Here is a 14,745-nt window from a genome sequence, read left to right as displayed (position 1 = left end):
TGATGTAAAAGTTACGGTAACGGCATCGCCTGGTGTAGTTGGGCAAATGGTTACTGTATTATCTACGTTGTTAGCATAATTAGCATTTGCTCCTCCTGGATCTGTGAAAGTTCCTCCACATACTGGTGGTGTTATTTGAGTAGTTGCTGTTGCTCCTACAGACCAATCGCTTGTTTCTGTTGGAGAACACACTGCTCTTACATAAAAATTATAACACGTATCAGCTGTCAATCCTGTATATACGAATGGATTTGTAGAGGCTGTTATAAATCCAGTAGATGCTGGTGTTGGTAATGGCGAACCACAAGGTAAAGCCAATACTTGCCATGTTGTAGCAACACTACTGTTTGGATTAGGTAGTTGTGTCCACGCTAAATTTACCGTGGTAGATGTGGCACCTGAAGCAACAAGATTGGTTGGTTTGGTACATGTTGGAGGTGGCGCACAAGTTACATTGGCTATCCATCCTGGATTGTTTACCGAAGGGTCACTTCTAAATCTAAAAGTCAAACATCCGTCAGGACTTGTAGAGGTAAATGGACCTGGTATTACAGTTCCCCAATATCCTCCTGCTAATCCTCCAGGTACATTTCCTGCTGGATTGGCACTTGCTATTTGTGGTGCGGTAATTGAGTTACCATTAAAAACGTATAAGGCGTCCCAAGTAGCTTCTGTATTAAAAGCAGTGAATGTAACGGTTACTTGATCACCTGGTGTAACAGGACAAATAGTTACTGTTGAATCACTATTGTTGGCGTAGTTTGTAGTTGGACCAGCGGCATCAACAAAGTTACCTCCACAAACAGGCGGTGCTGTTGTTGTGGTAAAGTTAATTGGACCTGCCCATCCACTTGGATTTCCTGGAGCACAAACTGATCGTACAAAAAATTGATAATTTGTATTTGGTAATAAATTCGTTACAACATAAGGCAAAGCACCACTATATGGCACTCCAACTCCTGTTGGTACATTGGCTGCTGGTAAAACTTCAATTTCCCATGAAGTTACTCCTGGACTAGTCCAAGATAAACTTGCACCATTAAATGTAACTGCTGTAGCTGTTAAACCAGTTGGATTTAAACACTGTTGTATAATTTGAACATTGTCAATAAACCATCTATCACCTCCTAAAGCTGCTGTTGGTTGAGTGAAAACTCTAACAAAAGCTACATAAACTTGTTGTCCTGCAAAGGCATTCAAACTAACAACTTTCTCTTCATAAGTATTGAATGCTGTTGTAAGGGAAGTTTCCGTCCATTGTTGGATTAAGGTATAATCTGCAGGGTTAATTTGAGTTCCTGTAACAGGTGCTACTTTAATTTGAAAAATAGAACCTTGATCTCCGTTAGAACCTGTTCGTGTCCAAAATCGTAATTGACCATTAGTCGGAACGGTGATCAGTGGCGTTGCCAAGTAATCTTCTGAAGTGTTATTGGCATTGATATTCTCAACATCAATAAATGTAGAATTGGTTCCTGCATAAACATTGGCTGGTGCAGTTACAATATCCCAACGCTTGGTAAGTCCAGTACCGTTGTCAAATACTGCCCATTGATTTCCTGGTGTTCCAGATCCTAAAGTCCAATCCGTAGGAGTGGTCGGAGAAGGTAAATCTGGACCAATTGTATTTTCAAATCCTTCTAATGGCAATCCCTGAGAAAAGCCAAAAAATGAAAGAAATAAAAAAACTAATAGTAAAGTAATTTTCTTCATTAATGAATTTTTTAGTTAGTTGATATGTTTGTTTGAAATTATTGAATCCCCAAATTTAACAAAAATTATGAAAAAAGTTAACAAATTGTAATATTTAACTATTTTAATTGTCACATATGATTACTTTTATTTGGTTATTTCGATAAATTTACTTTGTATTGCCTAAATTTGCTACATAATAATTGATATGTTAGAAAAAGAAAAAACAAATTTTGAAAAGACCGTAATTGTTGGCGTGGTAACCCAAAATCAAAGCGAAGAAAAGTTGGTAGAATACCTCGACGAACTTGAATTTTTGACTTTCACTGCTGGTGGTGAAGTGGTTAAACGTTTTTGGCAAAAAATGGACAAACCCAATCCGAAAACCTTTTTAGGAACAGGTAAGATGGATGAGATTGCATTATATTGTAAGGAAAATGCCATTTCATCAGTGATTTTTGATGATGAGCTATCGCCTTCACAGCAAAAAAATATTTCCAAGGTTATTATTGATGCCAAGATATTAGACAGAACAAATCTTATTTTGGATATTTTTGCTCAACGTGCTGAAACTTCCTATGCGAGAACGCAAGTAGAACTAGCACAATGCCAATATTTACTACCTAGACTTTCTGGTATGTGGACGCACTTGGAACGTCAGAAAGGTGGAATTGGAATGCGTGGTCCAGGTGAAACTGAAATTGAAACCGACAGACGAATTGTTCGTGATAGAATCTCCTTATTGAAAGAAAAAATTAAAACTATAGACAAGCAACAATCGGTGCAGCGCGGTAATCGTGGCGCCATGGTTCGCGTGGCTTTGGTTGGATATACTAATGTTGGAAAATCGACCTTGATGAACGTCATCAGTAAAAGTGAAGTATTTGTAGAAAACAAACTTTTTGCCACGCTTGATACGACTGTGAGAAAAGTTGTAATTGGCAATTTACCCTTCTTACTTTCAGACACAGTTGGATTTATCAGAAAATTACCAACACAATTAATTGAATCTTTTAAAAGCACACTTGATGAAGTTCGTGAAGCCGATTTATTGCTTCATATTGTGGATATTTCTCATGCCGATTTTGAAGATCATATTGCATCGGTAAATCAGATTTTGCAGGATATTAAATGCAGCGACAAACCGGTAATCATGGTTTTTAATAAAATTGATGCTTACCAACATTTGACTATTGAGGAAGATGATTTAATGACCGAAAAAACCAACAGACACAATACTCTTGAAGAATGGAAACAAACTTGGATGAGCAAAGTGGGAAGTGAAAACGCATTATTTATATCGGCTATTGAGAAAGAAAATTTTGAAGAATTTAGAGAACGTGTTTATGAAAAAGTACGCGAAATTCATGTTACTCGTTTTCCTTATAATAAATTCTTATATCCTGATTTTAAAGATATAATTGTAGAGTAATTCTGGTTGCGATAGCGATTAAAATGAAAAGCCCGGAACAAAAAAAGCGTGTGGTTCTTGGTTTAAAAAAGCGACCAACGGAAGCTCTTTTTAAACTTTAGAACCACCGCTTTTTTGTGAGGACTTGCAATGGAAAGCGCGGCCATTCGCCATAAAAAAACCGCTAACGAGTAGCGGTTTTATATTATGAAACTATTAATTAGAATCCGTAGTTTACGCCTAAACCAAATACCTGTCTGGTTTGCAATCCGCGAAAGGCATTGTCGTCGTAAACGGCTTGAAACGCAAGATTGGTTGAGAAATATTTGTTGATTTTCATTACAACTGACAAGGTGTAATCTAAATCTACATTTTGTGGATCTTCCAGATAATTACTGTATAGGTTTAAGGTGTTTTCGGCAGATACGTTTTCCATAATGTTGAATTTGTAATAACCCGAAGCATAAAATCCTAACTCGTAACGCAAGCTCTTATTGGCATCGACACCAAAATAAGATCCATCAACATAACCTGGAATTGAAGTATAATCTTTATCAACAAACGTGATTTTTGAAGTTGCTGGAGCCAAATTTACTTTTAAATTGTCGCTTTTTTTCCAAAATAATCCAGGTCCAAAAGTTAAGTATCCTGGCGAAAGAAAGTTGGTGTTTTCGGTTCTAATTTCTTTTCCGTTTGCATCTTTTCCGTAAACAAATCCTTTAGTAAATTGTGTTCTAAAGTTTAGAAAGAAAGAATAATACCAATTTCCAAATGCTTTTTTTCCAGCTATTGAATTGAATTCCAATCGGTCATCGGTCTTTTTTTCGAATTCTGAATTTTTGGACTGGATTAATCCGTAGGAAGCCAAAATTTTATTATCCCAAGTCCAATCTTCTTTTTTGTAATTGAAATCGTAGTTGATTCCAAGATTTCCCGAAATATTATTTTCACCTCCTGCAGCCCAGTTATTGAAGTTGGACTGATTGAAAAGGAAAATAATATTACCTTTTTTTGTCCAACCAAGAGTAGTATCCTGAAGTGTTTTCACTGCTTTTTCAGTATTCTGAGCCAGTTCTTTTTCAGTGTTTTGTGCATTTAATAAGCTTACGCAAAACACCATTACTAGTAATATTAAAGTTCTTTTCATCTTTAAATTGTTTTGAATTAGAAATGCAAAGATACTAAAACTGTTAAAATGTTAAAATTAGATAGCCAAATGCATGTGCTACTTCTGCTTTTTGAACAATGGAACTGCCGAGCAAGCTTCTCCATACATAATACTTTTTGCAAATGGTTGTAAATACTGAATTGCAAGTAAGTAAGCACTTTGCGGAACTGGTTTTTTAGAACAACCTTTTAAGATAACTGGTTTGTCCTGATAGAACGAATAATCAATAGTTGGAAGTTTTTCCTGATACAATGCCGTTTCAATATCTTCCAAGTTGCCGCTGATGACTTTTTTGGCAAATGGCGCTGCGTATACTGTAACTAAAATACTTGCCCAAGCCGGAATTATAGCATCCGTTGAGCAATTTACTGCAACATAATGATCTTGATATTGCGACCAATCGTGATTTTTTAACGCTTCCCGAAAGTCTTTTTCCTTTAAAAGAAAGCCTTCATAAAGCCATTGAGAAATGTCAATTTGTGTTCGAATTCCGTTTTGATAATAATCTTCCAAATCGAAAACTTCGAGAACAGAATTGGCTACTTTATTTATAATTTCGTCTTCCATACTACTTTTTTTATTGATAACCTTCGGCTTGCAATGTGAACAATTGTGCGTACAACTTGTTATTTTCCATCAATTCTTCGTGCGTTCCAGATTCTAAAATGCGTCCTTCCTCCAAGACTATAATTCGGTCTGCTTGCCTTACTGTACTGAATCTATGTGAGATAATAACACTGGTTTTATTTTTAATTAATCCTATAAATCGTTCAAAAACTTCGCTTTCGGCTTTGGCATCCAGTGCCGATGTTGGTTCGTCCAAGATCATCACTTCAGCATTTTTCATGTAGGCTCGTGCCAACGCAATTTTCTGCCATTGTCCGCCCGATAATTCCTGACCTTTTACAAATCGTTTGCCAAGTTGCTGTTCGTAACCGTATTTTAATTCAGAAACTACTTCGTCTGCCAAACTCAATTCTGCGGCTTTTTCTATACGTTGCTGGTTGTCAATTTCATCAATTTTTCCAATCGCAATATTCTCCTTAACCGAAAATTCATAGCGAAAGAAATCCTGAAAAAGTACGCCAAAATATTCCTGATAATCGGCTTTATTGTATCGGTTGATGTTGATTCCGTCCAATAAAATTTCGCCCGAAGTAGGTTCGTAAAAACGGAGAATTAATTTGGTAAGCGTAGTTTTTCCAGCGCCATTCTGTCCAACAAATGCAATTTTTTCTCCAGCTTTTATTTCGAAACTTACATCTTTTAATATTTGATTGTCCGATTCTGGATATGCAAAATAAACATTCTTGAATTCGAATCCGATTTTGATTTTATCCGGTAACGGAACATCTTCTTTTGTATTGGATTCTGATGAAATATCGAGAAAATCGAAATAATCCTTTAGATATAATGAACTTTCGGAAATCCGCGTAAATTTTGAAAAGAAATCACGCAGACTGTTCATCAGTCTATTGAAACTTCCTGATAGAAACGTAAGTTCACCAAGTGTAATTACGCCTGAAAGTACTCTGTAAATTATAAAAATATATGCTGCATAATAACTTAACGAACCCAAAACATTGAACAGAAATCCGTAACTCGAACGTTTTACAACCAGCGTTTTATTTAACTTAAAATAGCGTGTTGCCAAGGTTTGAAATCGTTCTACAAGGAAATCGGTCAAGCCGAAAAGCTTGATTTCTTTGGCCGTTTTGTCGTTGGCACCAATGAATCTAAGGTAATCCAATTCGCGTCGTTCTGAGGTCCAACTTCGTGCTAACGAATATTGCTGTTGACTGAAACGAACTTCATTTATAAACGAAGGAATGATACTAAGAACTAGTAAAACTATAAGATACGGTTCAAAATAAATCAATCCAACGACAAGTGAAATAATCGAAATAGTAGTTTGCGCCTGACCTAAAACATTTGACATCAAATCTACACGACCGGCAGTTTGCGTTCGCGCACGATCCAATTTATCGTAAAATTCAGAATTTTCTAATAAACTGATGTCAATTTCATTCGTTTTTTTGATGATTTTAACCGAACTATTGATGTTGTATTGATCGCCAAGAATTCCGTCTGTTAACGAAATAGCACGACCAACTAAATCGGAAAGTACAACCAAGCCAAACTCCAAAGCAACGAATTTCCAAAGTCTGGAATAATCAGTTTCTCCGTGTGAGGTGATCTGAATTATGGCATCAATAATGATTTTTCCAACCCACAAAATCGCAACGGGCAATAACGCAGCCACTAACCTGCAGAACGCCGACGCGAGAAATAATTTCTTATTGGTGCGCCAAATTTCCTTAAAAAAACGAGGTATAAACGAAAGCGAACCGAAAGAAGTTCTAAATCCGATTTTTTGATTGTCGTTTAAGGATTTGGGTTGCGTTCTTGCCATTTTTTTGGAGTCTTAAAGTCAAAAGCCGAAAGTCTTAAAGTATTTATAAAGTGCGTCTTTCGACTTTAAGACTTTGGACTTTATGACTACTTAAAGCATTCCTAACTCAAGTTTAGCTTCTTCACTCATTAAATCTTTACTCCAAGGCGGATCGAAAGTAATTTCTACTTCACATGATTTAATGGTTTCTATTTTAGTTACTTTTTCCTCAACCTCTCTTGGTAAAGTTTCTGCAACAGGACAATTTGGTGAAGTTAATGTCATTAGAATTTTCACTTCGTTGTCTTCGTTGATCATTACGTCGTAAATTAATCCCAATTCGTAGATATCAACTGGTATTTCTGGATCGTAGATTCCTTTTAACACTTTTACTACGTCTTCTCCTAAGTTTATTTCGTCTTTAAATTCTTCCATTTTTATTTAATTTCAACTGTTTTTTGAACCATATAAGTCATATAAGTTCATTTAAGTTTGTTTTGTATTTATTCTTGTAATGTTCTAAAAATTTCGTTTACATAAGTTTTTTGTCCTTCTTTGTAAATATTTGTGACATTAAAATTAATTATTAATCCCATCGGTACTTGCATAAGTTTCATATAAGTTAAAAGTTGTGCTTCATGAATAGGTAAAACTTTTTCAACCGATTTCAACTCTACCACCAAACATTTTTCAATATATAAATCACATCTTAAATTTGCGTCAATTTGCAATCCTTTATAGTTAATTGGAATTATGTATTCTGTATTAAAATTAAAATCTCTAATAGATAATTCTTTCTCTAAACATCTATGGTAAATGCTTTCTAATAAACCAGGTCCAAGATTCTTATGAACTTCAATTGCAGCGCCATTAACTTGATAAACCAAATCTTTTAAATAAGTTTTTGTTATTTCCATCGAGCTTAAATGACCTTAAATTTCTTATATGGTTTAAATATTTAATTCTGTGATTGATACGCCAAAGCATACATTTTTATTTGTTTTATCATCGACACCAATCCGTTGGCGCGTGTGGGCGATAAATGACTTTTTAATCCAATTTCGTCAATAAAATCAGTGTTAGCTTCCAAAATATCAGCAGGTTTCTGATTTGAAAAAACTCTGATTAAAATGGCGATGATTCCTTTTGTAATGATGGCATCGCTATCAGCAGTGAAGACAATTTTGTCCTCTGTTTTTTCTCCATTTAACCATACTTTCGATTGGCAACCTTTAATGGTATTTTCGTCCGTTTTGAATTTTTCATCAATTAATGGAAGGTTTTTCCCCAAATCGATTACATATTGAAAACGTTCATCCCAATCGTCAAACATTGAAAATTCATCAATAATTTCGTCTTGTATTTCTTTTATGCTCATTATTCTTTTTTAGCAAGTGATGTTATTTTGTTTACCAATTTTTCAATTTCAACTGGAGGAAATCCGTTGTCAAAATCTACCGTTTGGTATTCTTTATCGTTGGCAACAACTTTTAAATTTGCAATTGCCGCACCGTCATAAAAACGCTTTTGAGTTGGATCTTTATAGGTTGCCAATTGGTCTAATTTTAAATTATTCATAGAAGCAGAAAGTTCTTTCCAATCGGCATCAGAAATTTTTAGACTTTGACCAATTTCAGTTGAATTTCTATCGCTAGAAACAAATGCTTCCTGATCTTTTACTGTAATTTTTTGATAAAAACCTCTTGTATTTGCAGTGTAAATTAATTCCATATTGGCGTTGGCTTCTTTAGCATTTACTGAAGTTTCAGAACTTGCTTCAACAGCTTTTTTCTGACAATTACAACTTATTAAAGTCATAAATAAAAACGATAAAATAGATACTACTCTCATAATTTTAATTTTTTACAACAGCATTGTTTTAGCTTTCTTAATTGCATCAACCATAAAATCAATTTCTTCTTTGGTGTTATAAAAGGCAAAACTTGCTCTTATAGTTCCCGGAATTTTGAAGAAATCCATAATCGGTTGCGCACAATGATGACCAGTTCGTACTGCTATTCCTTTATTGTCAATAATCGTTCCAATGTCGTAGGGATGAATTCCTTCGATGTTGAACGAAATTACCGAAGTTTTTTCCTTCGCTGTTCCAAAGATTTTTAAACCTTCTATTTCCAGTAATTTTTCAGTTCCGTATTCGAGCAATTCATGTTCGTAAGCTGCGATATTATCAAATCCAATTTCGTTCAAATAATCCACTGCTGTTCCAAGAACAATTCCGCCAGCAATATTTGGCGTTCCAGCTTCAAATTTATGAGGTAAATCGGCATACGTAGTTTTTTCAAACGTAACTTCTTTTATCATTTCTCCTCCACCTTGGTATGGCGGTAATTTTCTAAGCCATTCTTCTTTTCCGTACAATATTCCGGTTCCTGTTGGTCCGCAAATTTTATGTCCTGAAAAAACATAAAAATCGCAATCCAATTCTTGAACATCTGGCTTTAAATGCGGAACTGCTTGCGCGCCGTCAATTAAAATAGCGGCACCAAATTCATGCGCTTTGTCAATCATATACTTTATCGGATTCAAAGTTCCCAAAGCATTTGAAATATGATTTACCGTTACAATTTTGGTTTTATCTGAAAGCAATTTATCAAATTCTGAGATAATCAATTCGCCTTCATCGTTCATCGGAATTACCTTTAACGTTGCTCCGGTTTTTTCGCAAAGCATCTGCCAAGGCACAATATTACTGTGATGTTCTAATGCCGAAACCAAAACCTCATCACCAACTTTTAAAAGCGATGCAAAACCATTTGCCACCGCATTGATGGAATGTGTAGTTCCTGAAGTAAAAATTACTTCGTAAGGAAATTTTGCATTAATATGATTCTGAATTTTACCACGAGAAACCTCATAAGCATCTGTCGCCAATTGGCTTAGCGTATGAACTCCGCGATGAATATTGGCATTAATTTCCTGATAATATTTGGCAATGGCATCAATCACAACTTGAGGTTTTTGCGAAGTTGCGCCGTTATCGAAATACACCAATGGTTTTCCGTTTACTTTTTGTGAAAGTATCGGAAAATCAGCTCTTATTTTATTTATGTCTAACATCTTATTTATAAAAATTCTAAATACAAAAGTACGCAAATTGCAGTGGAATTTTATCAAACGTTTGTTAATAATTAATGAATGATTAGCAATCTTAAGATTTTATTTTAACCACATAGAAACATAGATTGAAAATCTTAAAAAAGATAGAAATAGCAACTTTGCAGTTCAACATAGCTATGAAAACTTTAATATAATAAAATGCCTTAAATTTAAAAATCAAAATCTATGTTTCTATGTGGTTCAAAAAATAATTTCCTAAATTGCTGAAAATTTACTTTTATGAAAAAATTCCTAAAAATAGTTGCTGTTTTAGTATTGCTGCTTTTGGTTTATTTAAAAATTGCAATTTATCCGCAACTCGATTTAATTTCTGGATTTTCTGCAAAAAGCGTAGCTTCAGGACATTTCAATGACAATCGATCGTTGGAAATCATAGAACGTGGTGACAACGATATTCCAAAAATTGATTGGGCAACAAATACCATTAACGCTACTGAAAAGTCCGTAACCTCAACTGTTTTTGGATTAAAAGAACGCAAAGCAATTTACCGTGAAGGACTTGGTGCGACGTTAATAAACGATGATTTTGATGTTGCTAAACCTTATGAAGTTCCGAAAAGAAACAAATTAAATAATAATTTACCTTTTCCTTATGGTAATAATGAACCTAAAGACACTGTTTTTTCAAACATTGATTATGCAAAATTAAATGCTGCTGTCGCTAATGCTTTTGACAAAAAAGGTGAAAAAGACAAACGAACTCGTTCGGTAATCGTGATTTATAAAGATAAAATAATTGCAGAGAAATATGCTGCTGATTTCAATAAAAATTCCAGAATTTTGGGCTGGTCGATGACTAAAAGTATTACCGCTACTTATTTTGGAATTCTTGAAAAACAAGGCAAATTTGACATCAACAAACCTGCTCCAATTGCGGAATGGCAAAAAGATGAACGTGCTATAATTACCACGAAAGATTTGCTTCACATGAATTCTGGCTTGGAGTGGGAAGAGCAATATGATAAAATTTGTGATGCTACAAAAATGCTTTTTCAAGCCGAAGATATGGGACAAATGCAACTTGAAAAACCAGCTAAATTTCCACCAAATTTACATTGGAATTATTCCTCTGGAACTACAAATTTATTGTCTAAAATTTTACGCAATCAGTTTAAAACGCATCAGGAATATTTAGATTTTTGGTATTCGTCTTTGTTGGATAAAATTGGAATGAACTCCGCTTTGGTTGAAACCGATATGACTGGAAATTTTGTTGGTTCGTCCTATGGTTGGGCAACTACAAGAGATTGGGCAAAATTTGGATTACTTTATTTACACAAAGGAAATTGGAACGGCGAACAATTATTTAACGAAAGTTGGGCAAAATTTGTAGCCACGCCAACCAACACTTCCAACGGACGCTATGGAGGTCAATTTTGGTTAAACGCTCGTGGATTTTTCCCAAATGTTCCAAAAGATATGTTTTATGCGAGTGGTTTTCAAGGGCAAATGGTAGCTGTTTTTCCAAGTCACGATTTGGTGATTGTGCGAATGGGATTGAAAGAGAATCCAGCATTTGATTTTAATGGATTTTTAAGCGAGATTGTGAATAGTATTAAGAAATAAAGTTCTAAATTAAATTTCTATATATTCGCAAAAAAATTAAATCATGAAACAAACAGAAAGAATTTTAACCGTATTGTTTGTCTTTGCTGCAATGACATTTACGTCTTGTAGCAATGATGATAGTAATAACGAATCATTTGGAACTACAACTGGAGATTTTTTACCTTTATCTGTAAACAATACTTGGACGTATTTGGACCAAGATCAGAGTTTACTTAATGAAATTCAAATTATTGGAACAGCTAATTTTAGCGGAAAAAAATATTATGAATTTACAGATGACAGTTCTGAAGTTGATGCGCAACAATATTTTGCAAAAAAAGGCGCTACTTATTTTTTAAAAGTTGGAAAAACATCTTTCAATGTTGAAGGAATTACAGCAACTATAGCTAGTTACGAAGTGCCGATTTTAAAAGATGATTATAATTTAAATCAACAATGGACAGGATCAATTTCTCCCAAATTAAGTTTTTCAGGTGGCGGACAATCTGGAACTTTACCCTTTGATATTGAATATACTGCTACTAATTATTTTAAAGGCGAAGTAGTTTTAGGAGGAATTACTTATCCTAATGTGATTAAAACAATTATAAATATTAATATAAATGCTAATGGAGAAATTAGCAACGCAAATGAAGAGTATTGGTTTGCCGAAAATATCGGTATTATCAATTTTATTACTGTAAATTCGGACAACTCTGTAACGGAAAAAACAATTGAGAGTTACCTATTGAATTAAAGGAAAACAAAAAAGGTTGTCAAAATTGACAACCTTTTTTTTATAAATCAAACCCTAAATTAACACCTAATTTAGTAGCGATAATTTTGGTAATTCGTTGTTTTAATTCTGGTATTTTGATACTTTCAATAACTTCGTTTGAGAAGGCGTACATCAATAATGCTTTGGCTTCTTTCTTTGGAATTCCGCGTTGTTGCATGTAAAACATGGCGCTTTCATCTAGTTGACCAATTGTACAACCGTGAGAACATTTTACATCATCAGCAAAAATTTCCAATTGTGGTTTTGCATTTATGGTTGCTTTATCGCTTAACAAAATGTTGTTGTTTTGCTGAAAAGCATCGGTTTTTTGCGCTTCTTTTTCTACAAAAATCTTACCGTTAAAAACGCCTGTTGCGCTATCATTTAGTATGGTTTTATAGTTTTGATGGCTTTCACAATTTGGAGTTGCATGTTGAACCAACGTGTAATGATCTACGTGTTGCTTGTCGCCAATAATCGTAATTCCTTTTAAAGTTGAATCGATATGTTCGCCTTGATGATAGAAATTCAGGTTGTTTCTGGTAATATTTCCACCAAAAGTAAACGTGTGAACCGAAGCGTGGCTTTGCTCTTTTTGAGCGATGTAAGTATTGTCAATTAAATTCGCAGATTGTAAATCGTTTTGGATTTTGTAATAATCTACAATGGCACGTTTTTGAGCAAAAATTTCGGTAACTGAATTGGTTAAAACCGGATTTTCATTTAACGACTGATGTCTTTCAATTATTTGAACATGAGCATTTTCACCCACAATTACCAAATTTCTTGGCTGAACCAAAAGTGCATTTTCTTTTCCTGTAGAGAAATAAATGATTTCGATTGGTTTTTCTACCACCTTGCTTTTTGGAATGTTGATGTACGCGCCTTCATTTGCGAAAGCGGTATTTAAAGTAGTTAAACTTTCATCTTTGCTAGCAATTTTGTTGAAATATTCATCGATTGCCGTCTTATATTTTGGCTTTGATAATGCCGATGACATTAAGCAAACATCCAGTCCATCGTGCGTTGTTGACGATAAAAACGAAGAGAAAATTCCGTCTACAAAAATGACTTTATACGTGTCAATTTCGTGGATGAAATATTTTTTTACATCTGAGAATTCAATTGAATTTTCGTGTTTTGGAAACACTGAAAAATCATTTTTTAGAATTGAATTCAGTGACGTATATTTCCAGGCTTCTTCTTTTTTGGTTGGAAAACCTTTATTTTCAAAGTTTTTTATAGCCGAAGTTCGGATATCGTGCAAATCGGAATTCACGTCAATCTTCTCTTCAAACGCCATAAAAGACGAGATTAATTTTTCTTTTAATTCCATATTTTTAGTTGGGATTTTAAAAATCACAAATATTTTATTTAAACCATTAAGAAATTAAGAAAATTAAGGTGTTACGCTTAATGAAACTTTATTTCTTAATGGTTTCAAATCTAATTTTTTACACCTCTAGTTCTGCCTTAATCCAGTCGTATCCTTTTTCCTCCAATTCGTATGCAAGCTCTTTTCCACCTGATTTTACAATTTTTCCGTCCATTAAAACGTGAACGAAATCTGGAATGATATAATCTAACAAACGTTGGTAATGCGTGATTACTAACACAGCGTTGTTTTGATTTTTAAGCTTGTTTACACCATTTGCAACGATTCGAAGCGCATCAATATCCAAACCAGAATCGGTTTCGTCTAGAATCGCTAATTTCGGCTCTAACATCGCCATTTGGAAAATTTCGTTACGTTTCTTTTCTCCGCCAGAAAATCCTTCGTTTAACGAACGAGAAAGAAATTTACGGTCAATTTCTAGTAATTCAGATTTTTCACGGATTAATTTCAGCATTTCGTTTGCTGGCATGTCTTCTTTTCCGTTGGCTTTTCTGGTTTCGTTTATCGATGTTTTGATAAAATTGGTAACCGAAACTCCGGGAATTTCAACAGGATATTGAAACGAAAGGAAAACTCCTTTGTGCGCTCTTTCTTCTGGAGCCAATTCTGAAATATCTTCACCTTCCAAAAGGATTTCACCATCAGTAACGGTATAGTTTTCGTTTCCTGCAATGATAGAAGAAAGTGTAGATTTTCCAGCACCATTTGGACCCATAATTGCGTGAACTTCTCCTGCATTTATCTCAAGATTGATTCCTTTTAATATTTCTTTGTCTTCAACTGAAGCGTGTAAATTTTTTATTGATAACATAATTAATTTGGAAATTTAATAATTTGGAAATTTGGAAATTCCAAGTTTATTTTTGTTTTGATGTTATTATTATTTTATTGACTATTCGTGATATATTATTTATTTGTTCGATTAATTCATCTGTGTTTGGGTAATTTTCCGAATATTTACAAAGTTCTAACCAATATATTGTTTCTTCTATTTCTTTTGCGGCAATTTTAAATTTATGGATGAAATCTGCTTTACTTTCTGCATTCTGTGCTTCTCTGATATTTGCTCCAATTGATGTCCCAGATTTTAAGAGTTGATTTGCAATTACATACTTTTTGGCCAACTGTAAATCTTCACAATACTTAACTATTTCTAATGCAAATTGAAAAGTTAACTTTATAATGACATTTTCCTTTGCCTCCATTTTCAAATTTTCAAATT

The 14,745-nt window shown here is 34.1% G+C and carries 15 protein-coding genes; 3 read left to right on the top strand and 12 right to left on the bottom strand.

Annotated features, from left to right (window positions below; translation table 11 throughout):
- The coding region (locus ACZ098_RS07915) for a fibronectin type III domain-containing protein (protein ID WP_487311203.1) at positions 1–1,713 on the bottom strand (1,713 nt) is incomplete at its 3' end.
- 187 nt (positions 1,714–1,900) lie between these two features.
- On the opposite strand from ACZ098_RS07915, the gene hflX reads away from it, so the two are divergent.
- Positions 1,901–3,124 carry a GTPase HflX gene (hflX, locus tag ACZ098_RS07910; RefSeq protein ID WP_487311202.1) on the top strand — a complete coding sequence of 408 codons (1,224 nt, stop codon included), beginning with the start codon at positions 1,901–1,903 and terminating at the stop codon, positions 3,122–3,124.
- 199 nt (positions 3,125–3,323) lie between these two features.
- Here the strand turns inward: hflX and ACZ098_RS07905 are convergent, their stop codons facing one another.
- The 8 genes from ACZ098_RS07905 to ACZ098_RS07870 all read right to left on the bottom strand — a co-directional run bounded on the left by ACZ098_RS07905 (position 3,324) and on the right by ACZ098_RS07870 (position 9,741).
- On the bottom strand, positions 3,324–4,250 hold the full coding sequence (locus tag ACZ098_RS07905; protein WP_487311201.1) for a DUF3078 domain-containing protein: 927 nt from the start codon (positions 4,248–4,250) through the stop codon (positions 3,324–3,326).
- A gap of 78 nt (positions 4,251–4,328) precedes the next feature.
- Positions 4,329–4,838: a DUF2480 family protein gene (locus ACZ098_RS07900; protein ID WP_487311200.1), complete on the bottom strand. Its 510-nt coding sequence runs from the start codon at positions 4,836–4,838 to the stop codon at positions 4,329–4,331.
- Between the two features lie 10 nt (positions 4,839–4,848).
- Positions 4,849–6,684, bottom strand: a complete 1,836-nt coding sequence (locus ACZ098_RS07895; protein WP_487311199.1) for an ABC transporter ATP-binding protein — start codon at positions 6,682–6,684, stop codon at positions 4,849–4,851.
- A 90-nt stretch (positions 6,685–6,774) separates the two neighbouring features.
- Positions 6,775–7,098, bottom strand: a complete 324-nt coding sequence (locus tag ACZ098_RS07890; RefSeq protein ID WP_395066634.1) for an SUF system Fe-S cluster assembly protein — start codon at positions 7,096–7,098, stop codon at positions 6,775–6,777.
- Between the two features lie 68 nt (positions 7,099–7,166).
- Positions 7,167–7,580, bottom strand: coding sequence for a GxxExxY protein (locus ACZ098_RS07885; RefSeq protein ID WP_487311198.1), 414 nt, complete (start codon positions 7,578–7,580; stop codon positions 7,167–7,169).
- A gap of 41 nt (positions 7,581–7,621) precedes the next feature.
- Positions 7,622–8,041 carry a SufE family protein gene (locus ACZ098_RS07880; RefSeq protein WP_487311197.1) on the bottom strand — a complete coding sequence of 140 codons (420 nt, stop codon included), beginning with the start codon at positions 8,039–8,041 and terminating at the stop codon, positions 7,622–7,624.
- Positions 8,041–8,514 (bottom strand): hypothetical protein, encoded by a 474-nt coding sequence (locus tag ACZ098_RS07875; protein WP_487311196.1) that lies wholly within the window; start codon positions 8,512–8,514, stop codon positions 8,041–8,043. The genes ACZ098_RS07880 and ACZ098_RS07875 overlap by 1 nt, the downstream gene beginning before the upstream one ends.
- Before the next feature lie 12 nt (positions 8,515–8,526).
- Complete coding sequence (locus tag ACZ098_RS07870) at positions 8,527–9,741, bottom strand: aminotransferase class V-fold PLP-dependent enzyme (protein ID WP_487311195.1); 1,215 nt, start codon at positions 9,739–9,741, stop codon at positions 8,527–8,529.
- A gap of 279 nt (positions 9,742–10,020) precedes the next feature.
- On the opposite strand from ACZ098_RS07870, the gene ACZ098_RS07865 reads away from it, so the two are divergent.
- Together ACZ098_RS07865 and ACZ098_RS07860 are read left to right on the top strand one after the other, a co-directional pair.
- Positions 10,021–11,367, top strand: a complete 1,347-nt coding sequence (locus ACZ098_RS07865) for a serine hydrolase domain-containing protein (protein WP_487311194.1) — start codon at positions 10,021–10,023, stop codon at positions 11,365–11,367.
- Positions 11,368–11,410: 43 nt separating this feature from the next.
- Positions 11,411–12,106 carry a hypothetical protein gene (locus ACZ098_RS07860; RefSeq protein WP_487311193.1) on the top strand — a complete coding sequence of 232 codons (696 nt, stop codon included), beginning with the start codon at positions 11,411–11,413 and terminating at the stop codon, positions 12,104–12,106.
- 40 nt (positions 12,107–12,146) lie between these two features.
- On the opposite strand, the gene sufD is transcribed toward ACZ098_RS07860, so the two are convergent.
- The 3 genes from sufD to ACZ098_RS07845 form a co-directional block, all read right to left on the bottom strand.
- A complete protein-coding gene (sufD, locus tag ACZ098_RS07855) occupies positions 12,147–13,463 on the bottom strand; it encodes a Fe-S cluster assembly protein SufD (protein WP_487311192.1) in 1,317 nt (438 codons plus the stop codon).
- Positions 13,464–13,581: 118 nt separating this feature from the next.
- A complete protein-coding gene (gene sufC / locus ACZ098_RS07850; protein WP_487311191.1) occupies positions 13,582–14,334 on the bottom strand; it encodes a Fe-S cluster assembly ATPase SufC in 753 nt (250 codons plus the stop codon).
- Between the two features lie 46 nt (positions 14,335–14,380).
- The gene (locus ACZ098_RS07845) at positions 14,381–14,728 is read right to left on the bottom strand and encodes a four helix bundle protein (protein ID WP_487311190.1); all 348 of its coding nucleotides are present in this window, start codon (positions 14,726–14,728) and stop codon (positions 14,381–14,383) included.
- Positions 14,729–14,745 lie beyond the last annotated feature (17 nt).

This window comes from Flavobacterium sp. SP2 (genome assembly GCF_057626655.1).
Note: the sequence above shows the minus strand (reverse complement) of the source record. Positions and strands in the feature narration are given on the sequence as shown.

What these genes read in the sequence shown, in the direction of transcription:
- sufC (WP_487311191.1), bottom strand. Translation starts at nt 14,334, where the DNA reads ATGTTATCAATAAAAAATTTACACGCTTCAGTTGAAGACAAAGAAATA.
- ACZ098_RS07905 (WP_487311201.1), bottom strand. Translation starts at nt 4,250, where the DNA reads ATGAAAAGAACTTTAATATTACTAGTAATGGTGTTTTGCGTAAGCTTA.
- ACZ098_RS07885 (WP_487311198.1), bottom strand. Translation starts at nt 7,580, where the DNA reads ATGGAAATAACAAAAACTTATTTAAAAGATTTGGTTTATCAAGTTAAT.
- ACZ098_RS07865 (WP_487311194.1), top strand. Translation starts at nt 10,021, where the DNA reads ATGAAAAAATTCCTAAAAATAGTTGCTGTTTTAGTATTGCTGCTTTTG.
- ACZ098_RS07895 (WP_487311199.1), bottom strand. Translation starts at nt 6,684, where the DNA reads ATGGCAAGAACGCAACCCAAATCCTTAAACGACAATCAAAAAATCGGA.
- ACZ098_RS07875 (WP_487311196.1), bottom strand. Translation starts at nt 8,514, where the DNA reads ATGAGAGTAGTATCTATTTTATCGTTTTTATTTATGACTTTAATAAGT.
- hflX (WP_487311202.1), top strand. Translation starts at nt 1,901, where the DNA reads ATGTTAGAAAAAGAAAAAACAAATTTTGAAAAGACCGTAATTGTTGGC.
- ACZ098_RS07880 (WP_487311197.1), bottom strand. Translation starts at nt 8,041, where the DNA reads ATGAGCATAAAAGAAATACAAGACGAAATTATTGATGAATTTTCAATG.
- ACZ098_RS07870 (WP_487311195.1), bottom strand. Translation starts at nt 9,741, where the DNA reads ATGTTAGACATAAATAAAATAAGAGCTGATTTTCCGATACTTTCACAA.
- ACZ098_RS07845 (WP_487311190.1), bottom strand. Translation starts at nt 14,728, where the DNA reads ATGGAGGCAAAGGAAAATGTCATTATAAAGTTAACTTTTCAATTTGCA.
- ACZ098_RS07860 (WP_487311193.1), top strand. Translation starts at nt 11,411, where the DNA reads ATGAAACAAACAGAAAGAATTTTAACCGTATTGTTTGTCTTTGCTGCA.
- sufD (WP_487311192.1), bottom strand. Translation starts at nt 13,463, where the DNA reads ATGGAATTAAAAGAAAAATTAATCTCGTCTTTTATGGCGTTTGAAGAG.
- ACZ098_RS07890 (WP_395066634.1), bottom strand. Translation starts at nt 7,098, where the DNA reads ATGGAAGAATTTAAAGACGAAATAAACTTAGGAGAAGACGTAGTAAAA.
- ACZ098_RS07900 (WP_487311200.1), bottom strand. Translation starts at nt 4,838, where the DNA reads ATGGAAGACGAAATTATAAATAAAGTAGCCAATTCTGTTCTCGAAGTT.